Raw genomic sequence first — 21,577 nt, 5'->3', positions numbered from 1 at the left:
GCGTTCTCCCGGCCGGAGCAGTTGATGTCAGGCGTGCTGCGGCGGAGCGAGCGTCTGGGTCTGCGCCGCGTGCGGATCAGGCAACGGCATCTCGCCGTGACCGTCACCTGCCGGAATGAGGTTCGCCGCCATGGCCTGGTTGAGCAGCATCGCGGCCGCGAATGCCCCGCCCCCATTGATGACGACGTTGCTTCCGGTGCCGCCGTCGAGGATGTCGGTACCTCCACCGCCGATCAGCACGTCGTCCCCTGCCCCGCCCGTCAGCGTGTCGTTGCCGGAGCTGCCGATCAGGATGTCGTCGCCGTTGCCGCCGCTGGCAACGAGCTGGATGCCACCGTGCAGGCCGGAGGCCGTGATGACATCGTCGCCATCGAGGCCGTTGATGACGATCCTGTCGCCCGCGCCGGCATCGCTGATGTTGATGTCCTGGCCAAGCCCAGAGACCGTGACGATGCCGTCGTGCTCGGTCACCGTGATGACGTCGCTGCCGCCGGTGCCGTTGATGGTCACGGTGTCAGCGGCGCCGTCATTGGCGCCGAGGTCGAGATTGACCTGGTTCACGCCGGTGCCGGTGAGATCATTGACCGTGATGTTGTCGGCACCGCCGAGGGCATTGAAGTCGATATGCTCGACGCCGTTCAGGTCCATTGCGATCGCGGCGACGTCACGGGTGAACAGAGCCCTGCCGCCATTGGCCGAGATGTTGATATTCTCGTTGATGTTGGCGCCGTTGAACAGCAGCGTATCGGTGCCCTTGCCGCCTTCGACGACGTCGCTGCCGTCGCCGGGATTCCAGACGAAGGTGTCGTCGCCGGCGCCGAGGTTGGCGAAATCGTTGCCGCGCCCGCCATTCACCGTGTCATTGCCGGCGCTGCCGGTGATGGTGTCGTTGCCATCGCCGCCATTGATGTTGAGGCTGAACAGCTGTCCCGCCTTGATCGTGGACGCGTTGATGACGTCGTTGCCGCCTCCGCCGTTGACGGTCAGCACGTCACCGGCGTCGGCATGTGCGATCGTCACCTGCGCGGCCAGGCCGTTGACCACGATCGATCCGCCTGAGGTTGCGACTGAAATGTTGTCGTCACCGTTGCTGCCGTTCACCGTCACGCGGTCCGCCGCCCCGTCGCCGCTCTGGCTGCCGGGGGCCGCGCTGAGGTCGATGGCGACCTGTGTCACACCGGTGCCGGTCAGATCGTTGACCGTGATGTTGTCGGCGCCGCCTGCGGCCGCGATCTGCACGCGCTCGACGCCGTTGAGATCCATGGTGATGGCGCCGACGTCACGGGTGAGGAGCGCACGACCGCCGTTCGCCGAGATCGACGTGTTCTCGGCGACGTTGGAGCCGTTGAACACCAGCGTGTCCGTTCCCGTGCCGCCTTCGACGGTGTCGCTGCCGTCACCGGAATTCCACGTGAAGATGTCGTCGCCCGCGCCGAGAAAGGCCACGTCGTTGCCGCGGCCGCCAGTGATCTTGTCGTTGCCGTCACCGCCGATCAGGGTATCGGCGCCCTGGCTGCCGGTGATGGTGTCGTTCCCCGCGCCGCCGTCGATGGTCAGTCCAATCACCGCGGCGAGCAGGGATGCATCGATGACATCGTTACCGCCGAGCGCCTGGATTACCAGCCGGTCGTTGGCGCCTTCCGCATTTGCGATAGTCACGACTTCCGGCAGGCCCGTCACCGTCACCGTCGTACCCACGGACGTGACCTGGATGTGCTGATTGCCGTTGGTGCCGTTGACGGTCACCGTATCCGCCGCGCCGTCGCCTTGCGTACCGCCTGGCGTCGCTCCGAGATCGATCAGCATCTGCTTGACGCCGGTCCCGGTGAGATCGCCGACGGTGATGTTGTCGGCACCGCCGCGCGCATCGAATTCGATCTGCTCGACGCTGTTGAGGTCCATCGTGATGTTGGCGACGTCGCGGGTGAAGCGCACCCTTCCGCCATTGGCCGAAATGTTGATGGTCTCGTTGATATTGGCGCCGTTGAACAGCAGCTTGTCGTTGCCCGATCCGCCTTCGACCGTGTCGTTGCCGTCGCCGGGATTCCAGATGAAGGTATCGTCGCCAGAGCCGAGCTGGGCGACGTCGTTGCCACGTCCGCCATTGACGATGTCGTCGCCGCTACCACCGATGATGAGATCATTACCGTCGCCGCCAGTGATCCTGTCGTTGCCGGCGCCACCGTCGAGCGTCAGCGAGATCAGGCTGCCGAGCCCATTGCCCGCGGTGATGACATCGTCGCCGCCACCGGCGTGCAGCACGAGATTCTCCGTCGTGCCGATGTCGAGCGAAAATGGCACAGCACCCGTGCCGTCGAACCGCACACGCGTGCCGTTCGCGGTGATCGCGAACGTCTCGGAATCATTGCTGCCGTTGACCTGCGCGGTGTCGTTGCCGTCACCGCCCTCGAACAGATTGGTGCCGCCACCGGGATTCCAGATCATGAGGTCGTTGCCGGCCTCGCCGAACAATTGATTATCGCCGCTGCCGCCGTCCAGCGTGTCGTTGCCCGCACCGCCGAACAGCAGATCGTTGCCGCCGCCACCCTTGATCGTATCGTTGCCGGCCTGACCGAACAGCAGATCGGCCCCCGAGCCGCCCGTGATCTTGTCGTCACCGTCGCCGCCGAAAATGTGCACCGCGGGCATCGGGCCATGGCATTCGTCGACGGTGATCGTGTCGTTGCCGCCTTGACCGAAAATGTCGATCCCGGTGGTGTTGCCGACGGTGGGTTCGCCACCGACCGTTTTCACGTGCCCGTTGTTGACCAGGATACGGCCTGACTTGTCGCGGCTGATCACGAGGCCGTTATTCGCGCTGTCGCCGAAAATGGTGAGCTGCCCCGTAACCGGGGAAAAAACAGAGGTAGTAGACATCCAAATGATCCTTGCGGTCGATCTAGCCCCTCCCCTCGATGCGTAGCAGCCGCGAACATGACATGCTTGAGCCGCTGCTTGAGACGCGCATGATTATTCTGGAGATTTCCTCCAGATTTCCTCCGGCCGAGTCTCACATTGCGAGGCGCCTGATCACAGGTAACAGCCGCGCGACTGTCAAAGGCGCGCGCGAATGCTGCCGACGCACTAACGAGCGAAGGAATTGATGAGATGTCGGATTAGATAGCTCTCGTGTCCCGGACGCGCCGCAGCGCTTGCGCTGCTGCGCAGAGCCGGGACCCATCTCACCACAAGCTCTGAGCCCCGGTTCTGCAGCGCATCACTATCGCGCGTCGAAGACGCGCGTGAGCACGCTTTCGGTGCTGCGCAGCGTCCGAGGCGCGCAACCCCAATGGCAAGCAATACGTTTAAGCCGGCTTCTTCTTCGGCTTCGGCTTCACCGCCTTCGGCACGACCGGCGCTTCCGGCGTGCCTTCGATCGAGGACAGGCGTCCGGCCGTGAACGTGTAGATGCCCGCGCGCGGACCGGTGGTCCAGGTCACCACGGCGACGCGGCGGCCGGCGGCATCGCCGGAGAGGTTGACGTTCGAGGGCGCGCCGATGCCGCGCACCACGTCGCATTCGGTGTGACCGAGCGCGACCGTGCCGCCGACGGGCGCCGGCGTGGTCGTCGATGCATTGGCGTCGGCCGGGCCGGGAGGCGGCGCCATGCCAGGACAGGCGCCGTCGGCGCTGACCAGATCCTCTGATGTCACGGGCTTGTCGGGGGTCAGTGGTGGCGACTCAATCGAGATATTCCGGATGAACAGGCGGCTCAGCGTGTTGAACCATTGCGCGTCCTTGGCGGATGCGAGCAGATCGGTCCCGCCCGAGCAGCCCGCGACCAGCGGTGCTACGGCAGCCAACGCAACTATGAGATCGACAGCCGCGCCGCGCTGGCGGAGGCGATCAACGAATTTCCAGGCGCCGTCATCATGGTCTCGCACGACCGCTATCTGATCGAGTCCTGCGCCGATCAGCTCTGGATCGTCGCCGACCGCACCGTGACCAATTACGACGGCGACCTGGACGAATATCGCCGCCTCGTGCTGTCGTCGCGCAACGGCGAGCCCGCCCCGCGCGAGCGCAGCGCCGCGAGCGACAAGCCGCAGCGCCCGAAGTCGGACAATCGCGGTCCGCTGAAGAAGCGCATTGCGGAGGCCGAGGGCGAGATCGCCCGCGTCACCGAGATCATCGCCAAGATCGACACCGCGCTGGCGCTGCTCGACATCTTTACCCGCGATCCCAAGCAGGCGGCGCAACTGTCGAAGGCGCGCGCCAATGCGGCGGGCGCGCTGGCCCGCGCCGAGCAGCAATGGCTCGAGGCGAGCACGCAGTTCGACGAAGCCGCGGGTTAGGACTTTCTATTCGATCACGCGATCGGCGCGCGCGAGCAGCACGGGCGGCATATCAAGACCGAGCGTCTTGGCCGTCTTCAAATTGATGACCAACTCGTAGCGGCGGGGCGCCTGGATCGGCAGATCGTGCGGCGAGGCCCCTTTCAGGATGCGATCGATGTAGGCGACCGGCGCGCTGACCAGTTCGTCCCAGACGAAGGTGTACGACATCAGTGCGCCGCCATCGACCGCGCCCAGCACCGAGTTCAGGGCCGGCACGCGAAAGCGCGCGCACTGAGCGACGATGTGGTCGCGATGCCCGTTGGTGAAGGGCTCGGGAATGACGAGCAGGCTGCCGTTCCCCTCGCGACTGAACGCCTCGATCTGGACTTCGGTCTCGCCGTCATTGTGCGTGCGAATCTCGAGCACCTGAATTCCAGACGCAGCATCCCTGGCCGCAGCGACGAGGCCCGGCGCGTACGGCGCGGTATCGGGGTTGAAGAGGATGCCGACACGGGCAAGGTTTGGATCAAGCCCGCGCAACAGCTCCATCCATTTGCCGCCGATCGCAAAATCCCAGGTGACGAAGCCGGTCACGTTGCCGCCGGGATGCCCGAGGCTGTCGGCCAGACCGAAGCCGACCGGATCGATCACCTGTGTAAACACGATGGGAATCGTCTTGGTCTGCTGACGGAGCGCGAGCGTTGCCGGCAGACCCTGGGCATAGATGACCTCGGGCGCGAGCGCGACCAGTTCCGCGGCGGACGCCCTGGTGTTGGCCAGATCGGACAGCGCACCGCCGAAGCGATAGTCGATGTGGACATTGCCGTCTTCGAGCCAGCCGGCCTTGGCCATGGCCTCGCGGAACGGCTTGAGGAAGGCCCGCGCGACCGGCACGTCGATATTCGCAGCAAGACCGACCAGCACGCCCACGCGGCGCGCCTGTCTGGACTGCTGCCCGCGCACCCCTGACGGCAAAGCCGCAGCGATCGTCAATCCCGCGATGAATTCGCGCCGCCTCATGCCCAGCTCCCAACAGCTCAATTGCCGTCAGTGTAACTGCTCAAGCGCGGCGTTTGATAGGTGCAGGCTGTGTTTCAAATCGGAAAATGGCCGCGCCCGCCGCGCGAAAATTGTCCGTGTCGCTTCCCGCATTTGATACTAAGCTTGCCTGTGGAATTTGCGGCGGACGGTCCGGCTCAGCAGGCCAGTCGCCAACCGGCCTTTTCGGCCGAAGGGAATTTCAAACGGGGAATATTAGAGGGAGCTCTCGGATGTCATCACCAGAACCGATTAAATTCACCGACGGCGCGGCCTACGAGCGCTTCATGGCGCCGTGGAGCCGTTCGGCCGGCACTCTTTTTCTCGACTGGCTGGCGACTGGCCCCGGACTGGCCTGGGTCGATGTCGGCTCCGGCAACGGCGCGTTCACCGAGCTGCTTCTTGCGAAGTCGGCGCCATCGTCCGTTTGCGCGATTGATCCCTCGGACGCGCAGATCGCGACGGCGCGCCAAAAGCTCTCGGCAAAGCAGGTCGAACTGTCGATTGGCGATGCGATGGCCCTTCCCTACGACGCCAACCGTTTCGACGTCGCCGTGATGGCGCTGGTGCTGTTCTTCGTCCCCGATCCGCGCAAGGGCGTCTCGGAAATGATCCGCGTGACCAAGCCCGGCGGCATGATCGCATCCTACACCTGGGACGTCATGCGCGGCGGCACGCCGCCACAGCCTGTGTGGGAGGAGCTGGATGCGATGGGGAAGCCGTCGGCGCGTCCGCCGAGCGCAGACATCTCGCGTTTCGCGGCGCTGAAGGCGCTCTGGGCAGAACTCGGCATCCGCGACGTCGAAACCCGCGAACTGGTCGTCGAGCGCACCTTTGCGGATTTCGACGACTATTGGCTCTCGATGGTCGTGAGCAGCCCGAGCGGGGTCGTGGGCAACCTGTCGGATGGGGAGAAAGCCGAATTGAAGCGTCGGCTGCAGGACAGACTTCCAGCAAGCGCCAAGGGCGAGATCACGGTTCACGCCTGGGCGACGGCGATCAAGGGACGCAAAGTCGCGTGACCCGCAGGCCTTAGGCTGCCGGCTTCTTCTTCGGCTTCGGCTTCACCGCCTTCGGCACGACCGGCGCTTCCGGCGTGCCTTCGATCGAGGACAGGCGTCCGGCCGTGAACGTGTAGATGCCCGCGCGCGGACCGGTGGTCCAGGTCACCACGGCGACGCGGCGACCGGCGGCATCGCCGGAGAGGTTGACGTTCGAGGGCGCGCCGATGCCGCGCACCACGTCGCATTCGGTGTGACCGAGCGCGACGGTGCCGCCGACGGGCGCCGGCGTGGTCGTCGATGCATTGGCGTCGGCCGGGCCGGGAGGCGGCGCCATGCCGGGACAGGCGCCGTCGGCGCTCACCAGATCCTCAGCCCCGACTGCCCTTTCGGGCGTCAGCGGCGGCGACTCAATCGAGATATTCCGGATGAACAGGCGGCTCGGCGTATTGAACCATTGGGCGTCCTTGGACAGCAGATCGGTGCCGCCCGAGCAGCCCGCGATCAGCGGTGCTACGGCAGCCAACGCAACTATGAGCGAGCTGGGAAGCTTTTGATGTCGCACGATAAACTAAATTCCCCGCGTGAAGGATCGGCCCTAAGCGTTTGTCCCAACATCACTTTGCGGCACGAAGGTGGCCAAAACCATGATCGCCCGGAAAGTGCAAATTATCATTAATTGCAAACGACCGCTAATTCCGCTTCTGCCACCGGCCCCGTTCGTCGGCCTGCCAATAGGTGACATCAAATCCCCGCGCCTTGCAATCCGTCCAGGCGCTGCGGGCCAAATCGAGCGCGTCCGGATCGTCGCCGTTGAACAGCAGCACCATGCGCTCATAGCCCTGCGCGTCCTGCGGCAGCACGGCGCTGTCGACCAGGAAACGGACATTGGCGCCGTTGGGATTGCCCTCCTCGATCGCCAGCACGATCGGCTGATCGGCGGCATCGTTCACCCGCCATGTCGCATGCGGCAGGAAGGAATCGTCGCGATAGGTCCATAAATGCGCGTCGAGCGCGTCGGCGCGCTCCTCCGACGTCGACTGCACCACGACGCGCCAGCCGCGCTCGAGCGATTTCTCGAGAAGCGGCGGCAACACGTTCTCCACCGTCATGTTTTGCAGATGGTAGAATAGCACTTCAGTCATTTTGGGTCATTTGCGCTCGTAATGGTCGGCGACCAGGCGGTCGAGCAAACGGACGCCATAGCCGCTGGCCCAGCTCTGGTTGATGTCGGTCTTCGGTGCGCCCATCGCGGTGCCGGCGATGTCGAGATGCGCCCAGGGCGTGCCGTCGACAAAGCGCTGGAGGAATTGCGCCGCGGTGATCGAGCCGCCGTGACGGCCGCCGGTGTTCTTCATGTCGGCGAACTGGGAATCGATCAGCTTGTCGTATTCGGGGCCGAGCGGCATGCGCCAGACCTTCTCCCCGCTCTCGATGCCGGCCGCGAGCAGCCGGTCGGCGAGTTCGTCATTGTTGGAGAACATGCCGGCATGATCGGTGCCGAGCGCGACCATGATCGCGCCGGTCAGCGTCGCCAGGTCCACCATGAATTTCGGCTTGGTCTTTTTCGCGACATACCAGAGCACGTCGGCCAGCACGAGGCGGCCTTCGGCGTCGGTGTTGATGATCTCGATGGTCTGGCCGGACATCGAGGTGACGATATCACCCGGCCGCTGCGCATTGCCGTCGGGCATGTTCTCGACGAGGCCGATAGCGCCGACCACATTGGCTTTGGCTTTACGCGCGGCAAGCGCATGCATGAGGCCGACGACGCAGGCCGCCCCGCCCATGTCGCCCTTCATGTCCTCCATGCTGCCGGCCGGCTTGATCGAGATGCCGCCAGTATCGAAGCAGACGCCCTTGCCGACGAAAGCGACCGGCGCCTCGCCCTTCTTGCCGCCGTCCCAGCGCATGATCACGGTGCGGCTCGGCCGCACCGAGCCTTGGCCGACACCGAGCAGCGCGCCCATGCCGAGCTTGTCCATCGCCTTGACGTCGAGCACCTCGACCTTGACGCCGAGCTTGCGCAGCTGACTGGCGCGGCGCGCGAATTCCTCGGGGAACAGCACGTTCGGCGGCTCGTTGACGAGGTCGCGTGCGATGATCACGCCATCGACGATCGCACCAGCCGAGACGAACGCCTTCTTCGCGGCAGCGGCATCGCCGACCGCAAGGGAGACGTCGGCACGCAAGCCGCCCTCCTCGCCGTCCTTCTTTTTCGTCTTGTAGCGGTCGAACTTGTAGACGCGCAGCCGCAGGCCCGAGGCAATCGCGACCGCCTGCTCGCTCGTCATGGCTCCGTTTGGCAGTTCCGCCATGATGGTCATGGCGGCGGCCGCTGCGGTGAGCTTGCTCGCCGCCACGCCGCCGAATTTGAGGAAGTCGTTCCCCTTCAGGCTGGCCGCCTTGCCGGCACCAATCACGACCAGGCGGGTGGCCTTCACCCCCTCCGGCGCGAGGATGTCCAGCGCCGCGCCGCTTTTACCTTTGAAGCCGGCGGCGGAGGCCGCCCGCTTCACAAGGTCGACGGCGCCGCCGAGCGCCTTGGCCGTCGCCGGGCCCAGCTTCAAACCGTCGTCGCAGAACACCACGAGGATGCCACGGGCGGCTGATGACAACGGGACGAAGCCGACCTTGATGGCATCGGACATGGATAACTCCTTCAAAACATATTGCTTTTCGCCACACCTTGGCCTCGGCCACGGGCCGGAGCTGAATGACGATTCACTGGACTTTCCCCACTATGGGCCACCGGCGCGGCAGATGCCAAGCGCCCCCGTGGCCGCCAGGCCACAACGAGGGAAATATTAACCATATGTTGAGGGCGCCACGGGGCAGCCATTTTGTTGACGGATCAAAGGGATGGTAGTGAGAAAGTAAGCAAGCGGAAGAGGCGGTTGGCCGACCTTGGGGATCTCCTGATCGGGGATTGGTTGGGCAGCCAGACTTCCGGCCTGCATTGGGGTCTTGGTTGGGGATTCGTGCGGTAGCGCATGGGGTCGATCGATAAGTATATCTTCCGCACGACGCTGGCGTCGTTTGCGCTCGTCCTGGTCAGCCTCACCGGCGTGATCTGGATTACGCAGGCGTTGCGCGGCATCGACCTGATGACGAGCCAGGGTCAAACCATCCTGACCTTCCTCGGCATCACCAGCCTCGTCGTGCCCGCGCTCGTCCTGATCATCTCGCCGATCGCGCTGATGATCGCGATCTCGCACACGCTGAACAAGCTCGCGACCGATTCCGAGATCATCGTGATGAATGCCGCCGGCTTCTCGCCGTTCCGGCTGTTCTATCCGTTCTTCTACGCCACCTGCGTCGTGGCGGCGCTGGTCGCCTTCATCGCGGCGTATCTGGCGCCCGACGGCATGCGGCGGATCAAGCAATGGGACGCCGAGATCACCGCCGACGTGCTCACCAACATCCTCCAGCCCGGCCGTTTCGCCCAGCTCGACAAGAATCTCACGATCCGCATCCGCGAGCGCCAGCCCGGCGGCATTCTCGCCGGCATCTTCATCGACGACCGCCGCGATCCGAACGAGCGCGTCTCGATCGTCGCCGAGCAGGGCGAGGTCGTGAAGAACGAGAACGGCTCGTTCCTGGTGCTGAAGGACGGCAACCTCCAGCGCTTCGAGGCCGGCAAACGCGATCCCGCGCTGGTGGCGTTCGGCCGCTACGGCTTCGACATGTCGAAATTCGGCAACCAGGGCCATGACGTCACCCTCGGCATTCGCGAGCGCTATCTCTGGGAGCTGTTCTCACCCACCGAGGACGACCCGGTCTACAAGCAGATTCCGGGGCAGTTCCGCTCGGCCCTGCATGACAGCCTGCTGGCGCCGATCTATCCCTTCGCGTTTGCCGTGCTGACCTTTGCCTTCCTCGGCGCGCCGCGCACCACCCGCCAGAGCCGCAATTTCTCGATCGGCGGCTCAATCATCGCAGTGTTCGGCCTGCGCATGGCCGGCTTCGCCTGCTCGGTGATGGCGGTGAAATCGCAGGGCCCGGTGCTGGTCCAATACGCGATGGTTTTCGGTGGCATCGGCGTCGGGCTGTGGATGATCATCGGCGGCGTCGTGGTCGAGCCGCCCGCCGGCCTGATGGAGGCCATCAACAAATCGAACGCGCGCATCGCGCGGCTGTTCGGACGGCCGGCCGCCGCATGAGCATGCTCACCAACACACTCGGGCGCTATTTCGCCGGCCGCTTCGTGGTCGCCGCACTCGGCGTGTTCGCGAGCATCTTCCTGCTGCTGGTGCTGGTCGACTACATCGAGATGGTGCGCAAGACCTCAGGCCTTGCATCGGCGTCCGCGATCATGGTGGCCGAGACCTCGCTGTTCCGGGTGCCGCAGTTGCTGGAGAAGCTGACGCCGTTCTGCATGCTGATCGGCGCCATGACCTGCTATCTCGCCCTCTCTCGCCGGCTCGAGCTCGTGGTGGCGCGCGCCGCCGGCATCTCGGCCTGGCAGTTCATCTCGCCGGCGCTCGGCAGCGCGCTCTTGATCGGTGTGATCGCCACCGTCGCCTACAATCCGATGTCGGCCAATCTGCGCGAGCTCTCCAAGCGCATGGAGGCCGAGTTGTTCGGCTCGGCGCCCGGCGGCGGCATCCAGGATGCCTCAGGTTTCTGGCTCAACCAGGTCACCAGCGACGGACAGACCATCATCAATGCCGCGCGCAGCGAGCAGCAGGGCGTTCGTCTCACCGGGATGACGCTGTTCCGGTTTGACACAGAGCAGCACTTCAAGGAGCGGATCGAGGCGCGCGAGGCGACGCTCGAGTCGGGCCATTGGCTGTTCAAGACCGTTCGCCGCTACTCGCTGGACTCGCCGCCGGTCGATCAGGCCACGTTGGAGATTCCGACGTCGCTGACCGAGGCCCAGGTCCGCAACAGCTTTTCCACACCCGAGACTGTGTCCTTTTGGCAACTACCGAGCTACATCCGCTCGTCCGAAAGCTCGGGCTTCGCGACAGCCGGCTATCGACTCCAGTATCACAAGCTGTTGGCGCAGCCGTTTTTGCTCGCCGCCATGGTGATGCTTGCGGCTTCTGTGTCGTTGCGTTTCTTCCGGATGGGCGGCGTGCAGAAGATGGTTTTGAGTGGCGTGGGTGCAGGCTTTCTGCTCTACGTTTTGTCGAAAGTGACTGAAGACTTGAGCAAGGCTGAGTTGATGCATCCGATCGCTGCGGCGTGGTTGCCCGTGGTGGTGGGTGGCCTCACCGGCTTTTTGGCCTTGTTGTACCAGGAGGACGGTTAGTGACTGCCGTCCATCGAGGACACGTGTCTCGTTTGGCGCGCCGCATTGTGATGCGCGCGAACGGATTCGGCTTGTCTATTCGCAAGCTCCTGCTGGCCGTTGCCGCAATGGCATCGCTCGGCGGGCTGATGGATGCAGCCCTCGTCGCCCCCGCCTCCGCCCAGAGCTTCACCTACAATCCGCGACCGCCGCGCCCGACGCCGCCGAAGGCCGCCAACGACAACCAGATGCTGGTTCAGGCGACCGAGGTCGATTACGACTACAACAATTCGCGCGTCTCCGCGGTCGGTAACGTCCAGCTGTTCTATAACGGCACCAGCGTCGAGGCCGACAAGGTCATCTACGACCAGAAGACCAAGCGGCTGCATGCCGAAGGCAACATCCGCATGACGGATGCCGACGGCAAGATCACCTATGCCGAGATCCTGGATCTGTCGGACGACTACCGCGATGGTTTCGTCGATTCGCTGCGCGTGGACACCGCCGACCAGACCCGCATGGCCGCGAGCCGCGCCGACCGCTCCAGCGGCAATTACACGGTGTTCGAGAACGGCGTCTACACGGCCTGCGCACCGTGTAAGGACGATCCGAAGAAGCCGCCTCTCTGGCAGGTCAAGGGTGCCCGCATCATCCACGACCAGCAGGAGAAGATGCTGTATTTCGAGACGGCGCAGCTCGAGTTCTTCGGCGTGCCGATCGCCTACATGCCGTATTTCTCGACGCCCGATCCGACCGTGAAGCGCAAGACCGGCTTCCTGATGCCGGGCTTCACCTCCTACACCGCATTCGGCTACGGCATCGAAGTCCCGTTCTACTGGGCGATCGCGCCCGACATGGACGCGACCTTCAGCCCGCGCATCACCTCCAAGCAGGGCGTGCTGTTCCAGGCCGAGTTCCGCCAGCGCCTGATGGACGGCGCCTATCAGATCCGCGTCTACGGCATCGACCAGCTCAACCCCGACAAGTTCGCCGGCCTGCCGGGCGACCGCCAGTTCCGCGGCGGCGTCGAGACCAAGGGCCAGTTCGCACTGAACGACAAATGGGTCTGGGGCTGGGACGGCGTCGTGCTCTCCGACTATTATTTCATGTCGGACTATCGCCTGTCGGCCTATCGCGATCCGCTCGGCTCGTTCCTGAACCTGCCGACCGACGCGATCTCGCAGCTCTATCTGACCGGCGTCGGCAATCGCAGCTTCTTCGACGCGCGCACGATGTACTGGCTGAGCTTCTCGGGCAACCAGCAGCAGGTCCCGGTCGTCTATCCCGTGATCGACTACTCGAACGTGCTCAATTATCCGGTGTTCGGCGGGGAGTTCTCCTACAAGACGAACTTCGTCAATTTGACCCGCAACGACGCCGTCTTTGATCCGATCACGACGGTCGCCAACACCAGCAGCCTGTGCACGACGACGTCGGCCGATCCGCTCGCCCGCACACCGTCGCAGTGCCTGTTGCGCGGCGTTCCCGGCACCTACACCCGCCTCACGGCCGAAGCGCAGTGGCGCAAGTCCTTCACCGACCCGTTCGGTGAGATCTGGACGCCGTTCGCCATCGTCCGCGCCGACGCGATCAACGCCTCGGTCTCCAACCAGCCGGGCGTGTCGAACTATTTGCCCGTCGGCGACACCCAGGCGCTGCGCCTGATGCCGACCGTCGGCCTCGAATACCGCTATCCCTTCATCAACGTTCAGCCGTGGGGTTCGACCACCATCGAACCGATCGCGCAGATCATCATCCGGCCGAACGAGACCTATGCCGGCAAGTTGCCGAACGAGGACGCTCAGAGCCTGGTGTTCGACACCTCGAACCTGTTCAGTGTCGACAAGTTCTCCGGTTACGACCGCGTCGAGGGCGGCGGCCGCGCCAATGTGGGCGTGCAGGCCACCACGCAATTCGACAAGGGCGGCGCCGTCAAGACGCTGTTCGGGCAGTCCTACCAGCTGTTCGGCATGAACTCCTTTGCGGTCCAGGATACCATCAATACCGGCGTCGATTCCGGCCTGCAGAAGCCGCGCTCCGACTACGTCGCGAGCGTCGCCTACTCGCCCAACAGCACCTACACGTTCAGCGTCCGCTCCCGCATGGACGAGCAGACCTGGAACATCCAGCGCTTCGAGGCCGAAGGCCGCGCCAACTTCAATCGCTGGTCGATCAGCATGATGTACGGCAATTACGCGGCGCAGCCGGAACTCGGCTATCTGACGCGCCGCGAGGGCATTTTGACGTCGGGCTCGCTGAAGGTCGCGACCAACTGGGTGGTGACGGGCTCGGCGCGGTGGGACCTCGAGGCCAACAAGATCAACCAGTATGTGGTCGGTGCAGGCTATGTCGACGATTGCTTCGTACTGGCGGCGAACTATGTAACTTCGTATAGCTACTCAGCCGGCTCGATACCGCCCACGCTGAGCCACGCGTTCATGTTCCAGATCGGCCTGCGCACGCTGGCGACCTCGACGGGGTCAAGCACTTCCGGCCTGCAGTGAACCATTTGAAGTGACGGCCCGGCGCTCCCGATCACGAGCTCATCCGGCTGACATGCGAGCGACAACAATCATGACGACCCCATTGCCTGTCTTCCGCCTTCTCCTCGCCTTCGGTGCCGGACTGATCCTGACCGGTCTGCCCGCGCCGTCGCGCGCGCAGAACATCGTCGTCATGGTCAACGGCGATCCGATCACCGATTTCGACATCGAGCAGCGCTCCAAGCTCGACCAGCTGACGACGCAGAAGGTCCCGGCCCGGCAGGACGTCATCAACGAGCTGATCGAAGACAAGATCAAGATGAAGGAGGGCAAGAAGTATGGCGTCGACCCCGGTGTCTCCGACATCAACGGCTCCTACGAGGGCATGGCACAGCGCATGCGCCTCACCCCGGACCAGCTCACCAAGTCGCTGGAATCGAAAGGCGTCCGCCCCGAGACGCTGAAGGGCCGCATGAAGTCCGAGATGGTCTGGACCAGTCTCGTGCGCGGCCGCTACAAGGAGAAGCTGATGGTCGGCGAGCGCGACGTCGCGCAGGCGGTGCAGGCCCAGAACGGCGACAAGCTCCAGATCGAGGGCACCGAATACAAGATGCAGCCGATCGTGCTGATCGTGCCGCGCGGTTCGTCCCCGGCCTTCCAGGAGACGCGCATGAAGGAAGCCGAGCAATATCGCTCGCGCGTCGGGAGCTGCGAGGAAGCCAATTCGCTGTTCCGCTCGACGCCGAACGCCACCATCCGCGAGAGCGTCACCAAGACCACGGCGGAGCTGCCCGAGGCGCTCCGCAAGGTGCTCGACGACTTGCCGATCGGCCATCTGACCGCGCCTGAGGTGACCAAGGCGGGCATCGAGATGGTGGTGCTGTGCGCGCGTAAGCCGACCATGATCGACACGCCGAAGAAGCGCGAGGTCCGCGAGAAGATGTATCAGGAGAAGTACGAGAAGACCCAGAAGACCTATCTCGAAGAGCTCCGCAAGGCGGCGATGATCGAATACCGCAACCGCTGATGGCCAACCACCCGATAAAGCCCCTCGCCCTGACCCTGGGAGAGCCCGCCGGCATCGGTCCCGACATCACGATCGCAGCCTGGCTCCGGCGCCGTGAGCTGAACCTGCCCGCCTTCTATCTGCTCGGCGACGAGGCTTTCATCGCCCGCCGCGCCAAGGCCCTGGGGAAGGCGCTCGGCGCCGATTTCCGGATCGCCTCTGTGAGCCCGAGCGAAGCCGCAGCCACCTTCACCGAGGCCCTGCCCGTGGTGGCAACCGGCGAGCACGCCACCGCCGAACCCGGCAAGCCCGATGAATCGAGCGCGCCGGCCGCACTTGCCTCGATCCGCCAGGCGGTCGGCGATGTGCGCGCAGGCCGTGCCAGCGCCGTCGTCACCAATCCGATCGCCAAGAGCGTGCTCTACCGCGCAGGCTTCCGCCATCCCGGCCACACCGAATTCCTCGCCGAGCTTGCTAGCAGCGACGGCCGTGTGCCGCAGCCGGTGATGATGCTGTGGTCGCCGCGGCTCGCAGTCGTGCCCGTGACCATCCACGTCGCCTTGCGCGATGCGCTTGTCCAGCTCACCAGCGAGCTGATCGTCTCGACCGTGCGCATCGTTGCAGGCGAGCTGAAATCCCGCTTCGGCATCGACAGGCCGCGGATCGCGATCTCCGGCCTCAATCCGCATGCCGGCGAGGACGGCTCGCTCGGCCATGAGGAGCAGACCGTGATTGCCCCGGCGCTCAAAGTTCTGCGCAATGACGGCATCGAGGCAAAAGGCCCGCTGCCCGCCGACACCATGTTCCACGAGGCCGCGCGCGCGACCTATGACTGCGCGGTCTGCATGTATCACGACCAGGCGCTGATCCCGATCAAGACGGTCGCCTTCGACGACGCCGTCAACGTCACGCTCGGCCTGCCCTTCATCCGCACCTCGCCGGACCACGGCACCGCCTTCGACATCGCCGGCACCGGCAAGGCCAATCCCGCCAGCCTGATCGCCGCGCTGAAGCTCGCCAGCCGCATGACGGCTGCAACAAGCTGATGAGCGCGATCGACGACCTCCCGCCGCTCCGCGAGGTCATTCGCCAGCACGCGCTGTCGGCCCGCAAATCGCTCGGCCAGAATTTTCTGCTCGACCTCAACCTGACCGCGCGCATCGCGCGGGCAGCTGCTCCCCTGGAAGACTCCACCATCGTCGAGATCGGTCCCGGCCCCGGTGGATTGACGCGCGCGCTGCTCGCGCTCGGCGCCAAGCGCGTCATCGCGATCGAGCACGACGAGCGCGCGATCCCGGCCTTACAGGATATTTCCGCGCGCTACCCCGATAGGCTCGAGATCGTGCATGGCGATGCCATGACCTTCGATCCGCGTCCGCTGCTCGCGGGCGAGCGCGCAAAAATCGTCGCCAATCTGCCCTACAACATCGCGACCCCGCTCCTGATCGGCTGGCTCACCACCGAGCCCTGGCCGCCCTGGTACGACATGTTGGTGCTGATGTTCCAGCGCGAGGTCGGCGAGCGCATCGTCGCACGCGAAGACGAGGAGGCCTATGGCCGCCTCGGCGTGCTCGCCAACTGGCGCTGCGAGACAAAGATTCTGTTCGACATTGCGCCTTCCGCTTTTGTGCCACCGCCGAAGGTCACCTCCTCCGTCGTGCGTCTGGTGCCGCGCGCAGAGCCGCTTCCCTGCGATCGGAAACTGCTCGAGCAGGTCGCAGCCAGCGCCTTCGGCCAGCGCCGGAAAATGCTGCGGCAAAGTCTGAAATCGCTCGGCGTCGATCCCGCGCGGCTTGCATCTGCCGCAGGCGTCGATGCGACGCGACGCGCGGAGACCATTCCGATCTCGGGCTTTGTTGCCATGGCGCGTGAATTGGCGGATATACGAAAGCAAGCTGAATAAAGCATGATCCGGAAAAGTGTGAAGCGGTTTTCCGAAGAGATCATGCTTAAATAACAAAACCAAAGCGCGCGATCGCGCTTTGGTGCAAATTCCGGAGGAGAGAATATGGCGTTGATGCGTCGGCAGTCGCTGGTCAAGTTCGATGCGCCCCTGTGCGAGACCATCGTCGACACGCCAAGGCCGCAGGGACGTGAGGTGCTGGTGCGCATCGAGCGTTGCGGCCTCTGCCATTCCGATTTGCACATTCAGGACGGCTATGCCGATCTCGGCGGCGGCAAGAAGCTCGACACCACGCGCGGCATGAATCTGCCCTTCACGCTCGGCCACGAGATCGCGGGCGTCGTCGACGAGGTCGGGCCTGACGTTGCGGCTGGCCTCGTCGGCGCCAAGAAGGCGGTGTTTCCGTGGATCGGCTGCGGCCAGTGCCGCGACTGCGCCAATGGCGACGAGAACCTCTGTGCCAAGCAACGCTTCCTCGGTGTCTCCATCGACGGCGGCTTTGCCACCCACGTGCTGGTACCCGACGCGAAATACCTGCTCGACTACGATCCCCTGCCCGTCAACCAGGCCGCGACCCTGATGTGCTCCGGCGTCACCGCCTATGGCGCGCTCAAGCGCCTGGTCGACCGTCCGCGTCAGCGTAACCTGTTGCTGATCGGCCTCGGCGGCGTCGGCATGATGGGCCTGTCGTTCGCGCAGGCGATGTTCAAGCAGCCGATCACGGTCGCCGATCTCTCGCCGGCCGCACGCGAGACCGCGCTGAAGAACGGTGCTGCCAACGCCTACGATCCGTCCGAGCCCGATGTGATCAAGCGCATCCTGAAGGAAACCGAGGGCGGCTTCGACGAGGTCGTCGACTTCGCCGGCAACGAGAAGTCGATGGCGTTTGCCGTGGCGGTTGCCGCGCGCGGCGGCAAGGTCGTGGTCTCGGGCCTGATGGGCGGCCAGTTCACGCTGCCGATGGTGCAATGGGTCTACAAGCGCCTCACCGTCGAAGGTTTCATGGTCGGCACGCTTGCCGAGGCGCACGAATTGATGGCGCTGGCCCGCGCCGGCAAGATCAAGCCGACGCCGATGCGCGAGGAACCGATGGGCGATGTCCAGAAATGGATCGAGGAGCTTCGCGCCGGCAAGGTCGTCGGCCGCATCGTGCTGAAGAACTGACGCAAACATCAAGTCAGGCTTGGCGGCGAGATGCAGGTCTCGCCGGCCCGCATTCCTTCATGCAATTAACTCGGAATTGACGCATGCCGTGGTTCCCCATAGGGGAACCGGCGATCAGCGGACTATAGTCCTCGCCAAACCCCTCTTCGGAATTCTGGTGAGACCATGCAGACCATCCGCCGATTTCTGGCCGACGAATCCGGCGCCACCGCGATCGAGTACGGTCTGATCGCCGCCGGCATCGCGCTTGCGATCATCGCCGTGGTCAACAATCTCGGCTCGACGCTCAAGCTGAAGTTCGGCTCGATCAGCGCCTCGCTGAAGTAAAGCAACGCCGTTCACTCACGGCACTCCCCGCGCGCGGAACGCCCCCGCGGCCGTCGCGTTGGCAGCGCATGTCCATTCGCTGCACCGTCGAGAGCGCATTCTTCATCGCCTGGAATTTTCTGGAGGGTAGCGGCGAGCTCGGCCCCGCGGACGAGACCGCAAACGTCCTTCTCGACGCCATCGAAGCGCAGCTCAGGCGCGGCGAACGCCGGCAACTGATGCTCGCCAACAAGGCGATCGACGCCTGGCGCGCGCACGCAACGCAAAGCCCGCCGCCGCAGCAAGCGCGCTTCGGCTGATCGGAGGCGATGCCCTCGGACCCGCCGGCCCGGCGGCGTTCGAGAGCTATGGGCCGGCGGTCGTCGGGCAGAGCGCACGGGGTTACGGCGCTTCCGCAGGGGGACGCTACGCCGATCCGCCCACCCCTTGTGTTCACTCCTGAACAGAGCGCGCGAAGTCAGGGCCACGCCATCCGGCCCATTGTCCCCGCGCATTCCGAAACTCCGCAAGGCTGAGTCGATTTTTCAACGTCCAAGTTTTCAACGTCCAAGTTTTCAACGCCCAAGAATTCCTTGTGTGCACTTTGGAACCGTCGGTTCCGCTGCGGAAACGTAGGGTTCTGGCCGGTGCCGATTCCCGGCAAAAAACGGCAAGAGACAACAACAAGTGACCGGTCGGCCCCAGAACGATCTGCTCCGGCAGCTCACCCCTCACGATTTCGAACTGATCGCGCCGCACCTCCAGCCGGTCGACCTCGCGGCCGGCCACATCCTGCATCACGCCGGCGACGCGGTGACGGCGGTGCATTTTCCCTGCGGCTCCGCGCTGGTGTCGTTCGCCGTGCCGGTCGAGGATGACCGCGAGGTCGAGAGCCTGCTGGTGGGCCGCGAGGGGGCGGTGGGCGTTGCCGCCGGCCGCACCGCTTCGCTCGCCTATTCGCGCATCGTCGTGAAGCTGAGCGGTACACTCGTCCGGCTGCCGCAGCGCGCGCTCGAGCAGGCGCAGCAGAAATCGGCAACGCTCCAGGACATGCTGTCGCGCTATGTCGACTGCCAGCTGGCGCAGCTGCTCCAGACCGCGGCCTGCAACGCTGCACATTCGATCGAGCAGCGCGCCGCCAAATGGATCGTCTCCGTGCACGAGCATATCGGCGAGGCCGAGATCCCCCTCACCCACGAGCAGCTCGCCGGCATGCTTGGCGTCTCCCGCAGCTATGCCAGCCGCGTCATCCAGATGTTCAAGGCAAGGCGCATCCTCGCAACCCGCCGCGGCGCCATCCTGATCCTCGATGCGCCCGCGCTCCAGGCCCGAGCCTGCACCTGCAATGGCGCGGTGAAGAAGCATTTTGGCGAGGTGTTTGGTCGCGCGTCCTCGGCGAGCTAGGCGGTCGCGCCAACTCCGCAGGATGGATTTGGCGACACCGCAACGCCGTCGTTGCCAAATTTCGATAGCGATTTCGCCGCGCTTCGCCCGTCATCGGCTTGCGCTCCTCAGGCACAACTTGCGTTAGTGCGCGAACGGCCATTCAATATTCGTTTAGCCCACAGTACATTATTTTTCCGGTCTTTTGGAATGCAAACATTTCTCGTCGTCCTCGGCATCTGGCTCCTGATCAACGTGCTTTTTGTCGTGATCATGATGCCGCCGCGAAAGCCGCAGAAGCCGGATCGTCCGCGATCGCAGGAAGGCCTCGCCCCCATAGCGATCGAGGGCAACGCCTACCCCTTCGACGAAGACGACAAGGTGTCGCTTCGGCACACCATCATCGCCATCGCAATGGGCGCTTTGTTCTCGCTGACGCCGCCGCTGCTGCAAGCGGCCGACGACATCAAGCGGCTGGTCAGGAAATACTGCAAGTCGGGCCCGCCGCCCGGGGCCGCAGCCAGCGAACGATCGCTGGAGACCATCCTCGAAGAGGTCCGCGCCGGCGAGGCGCGACAACAGACCGACGTATCGCCGCATGATGCGCGAGATGAGCCGAAGCGATAGCCCTCGGCGCCTTTTCACGACCGATCACAACAGGATCGAAATTGGAACGCCACGCGCCTCCCATGCGTTTGCCTTTCGTCAGGGACACCAGACACTCATTCGGGGGACCGAAGAGGAGAGACGCGCTTGGTCATGACAGGCAAATGGTACGATCCGATATCCGAGCGCTGGATCGCACCGCGTGAAGCGCGCCTTCGGGCGACAGCCCCGGCTGCGAGCGCGAACCATGTCCTGGAGCTCGAGAGAACGATCGAAGTTCAGCGCATCTGGCGCGCGCTCGTCGATTGCTGCGCACGCGATTGACGCGCCCGCCGTGCGCAGCGGCGGAGGAACCTGCCGCCGACCGCGCCGTTGTACCCCTGCATGAACGATCCCGCATCACCCGCAAAGCCGGTCGCAACCGCGATCCGCTATCTCTCGATCGCCGTCGGTTGCGCCTGCCTGCTGCTCGCCGCCGTCTGCATCGCCATCGCGTGCCAGGTCTTCATCCAGACCGGTGTGTTTGCGCAGTCCTATGCGATGGTAGGATTGATCAGCGCCGTGCTGGGGTGCCTGGCGCTGATGCTGGCGCGGGTGTGGAGATAACTTCCGCAAGGCAGCTCATCGCGGCGAGACAGGCCGGACGATCGAATTGATCTCGACCCAGCCAAAGGTCCCGTGCCCCCTGATGGTGCCTTTGATCTCGCAACGATCCCCCAATTTGCAGACCTTCAGCACGCGGATTCTGTCCTTGTCATCGATATCGGCATCACTCCATGTCAGCATATTCTGATCCGGCGTCAGCAGCAAAACGCCCTGTTCTTCGGCCATGACGCCGCGGCAGGTAAATCGATTGTCCTTCGGCCATACGAATTTCGGGTCTGTCTTGTTTGTTGCAGCCAGCGTTGCGCTGGCGCCGAGGCAGGTCACCACCCATCCTGTCATTGCGAGCCCGGCGATCCGGTTCATGGCTATTCTCCCCTCACCTTGCCGCACCGCGCCGTCGCCATGCCCCCTCGCCGTTCGATGCGCGCGCAAGCAACGGCGCCAGAAAAAAGCCTGATTTCGCGGCGGAACCAACGCGCGCGGGGCCCAATTCAAGCCACATCCTCTCCGGATTTGCGGCTCATTGCTACCCAAGTTTTTGATGACAAAGGGCCGGTAAAGAGTTGCG

20 protein-coding genes and 1 pseudogene are annotated in these 21,577 nt (G+C 64.4%); 14 read left to right on the top strand and 7 right to left on the bottom strand.

The genetic code is table 11. The annotated features are described in order from the left end of the window. Positions 1-27: 27 nt before the first annotated feature. Positions 28-2,877, bottom strand: a complete 2,850-nt coding sequence (locus tag BMW89_RS11240; RefSeq protein ID WP_092025838.1) for a beta strand repeat-containing protein — start codon at positions 2,875-2,877, stop codon at positions 28-30. A gap of 428 nt (positions 2,878-3,305) precedes the next feature. Beyond that, complete coding sequence (locus BMW89_RS11235) at positions 3,306-3,803, bottom strand: hypothetical protein (protein ID WP_092026322.1); 498 nt, start codon at positions 3,801-3,803, stop codon at positions 3,306-3,308. Positions 3,804-3,812: 9 nt separating this feature from the next. On the opposite strand from BMW89_RS11235, the pseudogene BMW89_RS11230 reads away from it, so the two are divergent. Next, a pseudogene (locus tag BMW89_RS11230) lies at positions 3,813-4,295 on the top strand (ABC transporter ATP-binding protein); the annotation flags it as partial. A gap of 6 nt (positions 4,296-4,301) precedes the next feature. On the opposite strand, the gene BMW89_RS11225 reads toward BMW89_RS11230, so the two are convergent. After that, entirely contained in the window at positions 4,302-5,297 is a 996-nt protein-coding gene (locus BMW89_RS11225; RefSeq protein ID WP_092025835.1) for an ABC transporter substrate-binding protein, read from the bottom strand. Positions 5,298-5,548: 251 nt separating this feature from the next. On the opposite strand from BMW89_RS11225, the gene BMW89_RS11220 reads away from it, so the two are divergent. Then, complete coding sequence (locus BMW89_RS11220) at positions 5,549-6,337, top strand: class I SAM-dependent methyltransferase (protein ID WP_092025832.1); 789 nt, start codon at positions 5,549-5,551, stop codon at positions 6,335-6,337. Positions 6,338-6,347: 10 nt separating this feature from the next. On the opposite strand, the gene BMW89_RS11215 is transcribed toward BMW89_RS11220, so the two are convergent. From BMW89_RS11215 to BMW89_RS11205, 3 genes are all read right to left on the bottom strand, one after another. Continuing rightward, positions 6,348-6,842 (bottom strand): hypothetical protein, encoded by a 495-nt coding sequence (locus BMW89_RS11215; protein WP_177195969.1) that lies wholly within the window; start codon positions 6,840-6,842, stop codon positions 6,348-6,350. A gap of 166 nt (positions 6,843-7,008) precedes the next feature. After that, the gene (locus BMW89_RS11210; RefSeq protein ID WP_092025826.1) at positions 7,009-7,461 is read right to left on the bottom strand and encodes a DNA polymerase III subunit chi; all 453 of its coding nucleotides are present in this window, start codon (positions 7,459-7,461) and stop codon (positions 7,009-7,011) included. Between the two features lie 6 nt (positions 7,462-7,467). Next, positions 7,468-8,967 (bottom strand): leucyl aminopeptidase, encoded by a 1,500-nt coding sequence (locus BMW89_RS11205; protein ID WP_092025823.1) that lies wholly within the window; start codon positions 8,965-8,967, stop codon positions 7,468-7,470. 342 nt (positions 8,968-9,309) lie between these two features. Here BMW89_RS11205 and lptF point away from each other — a divergent pair, with 342 nt between their 5' ends. The 12 genes from lptF (at position 9,310) to BMW89_RS11145 (ending at position 21,009) form a co-directional block, all read left to right on the top strand. After that, positions 9,310-10,479, top strand: coding sequence for an LPS export ABC transporter permease LptF (lptF, locus tag BMW89_RS11200; RefSeq protein ID WP_092025820.1), 1,170 nt, complete (start codon positions 9,310-9,312; stop codon positions 10,477-10,479). Continuing rightward, entirely contained in the window at positions 10,476-11,573 is a 1,098-nt protein-coding gene (gene lptG / locus BMW89_RS11195; protein ID WP_092025817.1) for an LPS export ABC transporter permease LptG, read from the top strand. The genes lptF and lptG overlap by 4 nt, the downstream gene beginning before the upstream one ends. Before the next feature lie 50 nt (positions 11,574-11,623). After that, positions 11,624-14,056: an LPS-assembly protein LptD gene (locus BMW89_RS11190; RefSeq protein ID WP_502686390.1), complete on the top strand. Its 2,433-nt coding sequence runs from the start codon at positions 11,624-11,626 to the stop codon at positions 14,054-14,056. Between the two features lie 70 nt (positions 14,057-14,126). Beyond that, a complete protein-coding gene (locus BMW89_RS11185; RefSeq protein WP_177195967.1) occupies positions 14,127-15,062 on the top strand; it encodes a peptidylprolyl isomerase family protein in 936 nt (311 codons plus the stop codon). After that, a complete protein-coding gene (pdxA, locus tag BMW89_RS11180; protein WP_092025810.1) occupies positions 15,062-16,087 on the top strand; it encodes a 4-hydroxythreonine-4-phosphate dehydrogenase PdxA in 1,026 nt (341 codons plus the stop codon). Before BMW89_RS11185 ends, pdxA begins: the two co-directional genes overlap by 1 nt. Next, a complete protein-coding gene (gene rsmA, locus BMW89_RS11175; protein ID WP_092025808.1) occupies positions 16,087-16,944 on the top strand; it encodes a 16S rRNA (adenine(1518)-N(6)/adenine(1519)-N(6))-dimethyltransferase RsmA in 858 nt (285 codons plus the stop codon). The genes pdxA and rsmA overlap by 1 nt, the downstream gene beginning before the upstream one ends. A 105-nt stretch (positions 16,945-17,049) precedes the next feature. Further along, on the top strand, positions 17,050-18,108 hold the full coding sequence (locus BMW89_RS11170) for an alcohol dehydrogenase (RefSeq protein WP_092025805.1): 1,059 nt from the start codon (positions 17,050-17,052) through the stop codon (positions 18,106-18,108). Positions 18,109-18,273: 165 nt separating this feature from the next. Further along, positions 18,274-18,435 (top strand): Flp family type IVb pilin, encoded by a 162-nt coding sequence (locus BMW89_RS11165; RefSeq protein ID WP_092025802.1) that lies wholly within the window; start codon positions 18,274-18,276, stop codon positions 18,433-18,435. Between the two features lie 68 nt (positions 18,436-18,503). Next, the gene (locus tag BMW89_RS11160; RefSeq protein WP_092025799.1) at positions 18,504-18,734 is read left to right on the top strand and encodes a hypothetical protein; all 231 of its coding nucleotides are present in this window, start codon (positions 18,504-18,506) and stop codon (positions 18,732-18,734) included. Between the two features lie 367 nt (positions 18,735-19,101). Then, positions 19,102-19,818 carry a Crp/Fnr family transcriptional regulator gene (locus BMW89_RS11155; protein WP_092025796.1) on the top strand — a complete coding sequence of 239 codons (717 nt, stop codon included), beginning with the start codon at positions 19,102-19,104 and terminating at the stop codon, positions 19,816-19,818. 189 nt (positions 19,819-20,007) lie between these two features. Further along, a complete protein-coding gene (locus tag BMW89_RS11150; protein ID WP_092025793.1) occupies positions 20,008-20,424 on the top strand; it encodes a phosphonate metabolism protein PhnM in 417 nt (138 codons plus the stop codon). Between the two features lie 363 nt (positions 20,425-20,787). Further along, entirely contained in the window at positions 20,788-21,009 is a 222-nt protein-coding gene (locus BMW89_RS11145; RefSeq protein ID WP_092025789.1) for a hypothetical protein, read from the top strand. Between the two features lie 15 nt (positions 21,010-21,024). On the opposite strand, the gene BMW89_RS11140 is transcribed toward BMW89_RS11145, so the two are convergent. Further along, positions 21,025-21,372, bottom strand: a complete 348-nt coding sequence (locus tag BMW89_RS11140) for a hypothetical protein (protein WP_092025787.1) — start codon at positions 21,370-21,372, stop codon at positions 21,025-21,027. Positions 21,373-21,577 lie beyond the last annotated feature (205 nt).

The sequence above is a fragment of the Bradyrhizobium sp. OK095 genome (genome assembly GCF_900109945.1).
Taxonomy (GTDB): domain Bacteria; phylum Pseudomonadota; class Alphaproteobacteria; order Rhizobiales; family Xanthobacteraceae; genus Bradyrhizobium.
Note: the sequence above shows the minus strand (reverse complement) of the source record. Positions and strands in the feature narration are given on the sequence as shown.

Excerpts from the sequence above, each read along its gene's own strand:
- BMW89_RS11240 (WP_092025838.1), bottom strand. The coding sequence starts at position 2,877 with ATGTCTACTACCTCTGTTTTTTCCCCGGTTACGGGGCAGCTCACCATT.
- BMW89_RS11225 (WP_092025835.1), bottom strand. The coding sequence starts at position 5,297 with ATGAGGCGGCGCGAATTCATCGCGGGATTGACGATCGCTGCGGCTTTG.
- BMW89_RS11220 (WP_092025832.1), top strand. The coding sequence starts at position 5,549 with ATGTCATCACCAGAACCGATTAAATTCACCGACGGCGCGGCCTACGAG.
- BMW89_RS11210 (WP_092025826.1), bottom strand. The coding sequence starts at position 7,461 with ATGACTGAAGTGCTATTCTACCATCTGCAAAACATGACGGTGGAGAAC.
- BMW89_RS11205 (WP_092025823.1), bottom strand. The coding sequence starts at position 8,967 with ATGTCCGATGCCATCAAGGTCGGCTTCGTCCCGTTGTCATCAGCCGCC.
- lptF (WP_092025820.1), top strand. The coding sequence starts at position 9,310 with ATGGGGTCGATCGATAAGTATATCTTCCGCACGACGCTGGCGTCGTTT.
- lptG (WP_092025817.1), top strand. The coding sequence starts at position 10,476 with ATGAGCATGCTCACCAACACACTCGGGCGCTATTTCGCCGGCCGCTTC.
- BMW89_RS11190 (WP_502686390.1), top strand. The coding sequence starts at position 11,624 with ATGCGCGCGAACGGATTCGGCTTGTCTATTCGCAAGCTCCTGCTGGCC.
- BMW89_RS11185 (WP_177195967.1), top strand. The coding sequence starts at position 14,127 with ATGACGACCCCATTGCCTGTCTTCCGCCTTCTCCTCGCCTTCGGTGCC.
- pdxA (WP_092025810.1), top strand. The coding sequence starts at position 15,062 with ATGGCCAACCACCCGATAAAGCCCCTCGCCCTGACCCTGGGAGAGCCC.
- rsmA (WP_092025808.1), top strand. The coding sequence starts at position 16,087 with ATGAGCGCGATCGACGACCTCCCGCCGCTCCGCGAGGTCATTCGCCAG.
- BMW89_RS11170 (WP_092025805.1), top strand. The coding sequence starts at position 17,050 with ATGGCGTTGATGCGTCGGCAGTCGCTGGTCAAGTTCGATGCGCCCCTG.
- BMW89_RS11165 (WP_092025802.1), top strand. The coding sequence starts at position 18,274 with ATGCAGACCATCCGCCGATTTCTGGCCGACGAATCCGGCGCCACCGCG.
- BMW89_RS11160 (WP_092025799.1), top strand. The coding sequence starts at position 18,504 with ATGTCCATTCGCTGCACCGTCGAGAGCGCATTCTTCATCGCCTGGAAT.
- BMW89_RS11150 (WP_092025793.1), top strand. The coding sequence starts at position 20,008 with ATGCAAACATTTCTCGTCGTCCTCGGCATCTGGCTCCTGATCAACGTG.
- BMW89_RS11145 (WP_092025789.1), top strand. The coding sequence starts at position 20,788 with ATGAACGATCCCGCATCACCCGCAAAGCCGGTCGCAACCGCGATCCGC.
- BMW89_RS11140 (WP_092025787.1), bottom strand. The coding sequence starts at position 21,372 with ATGAACCGGATCGCCGGGCTCGCAATGACAGGATGGGTGGTGACCTGC.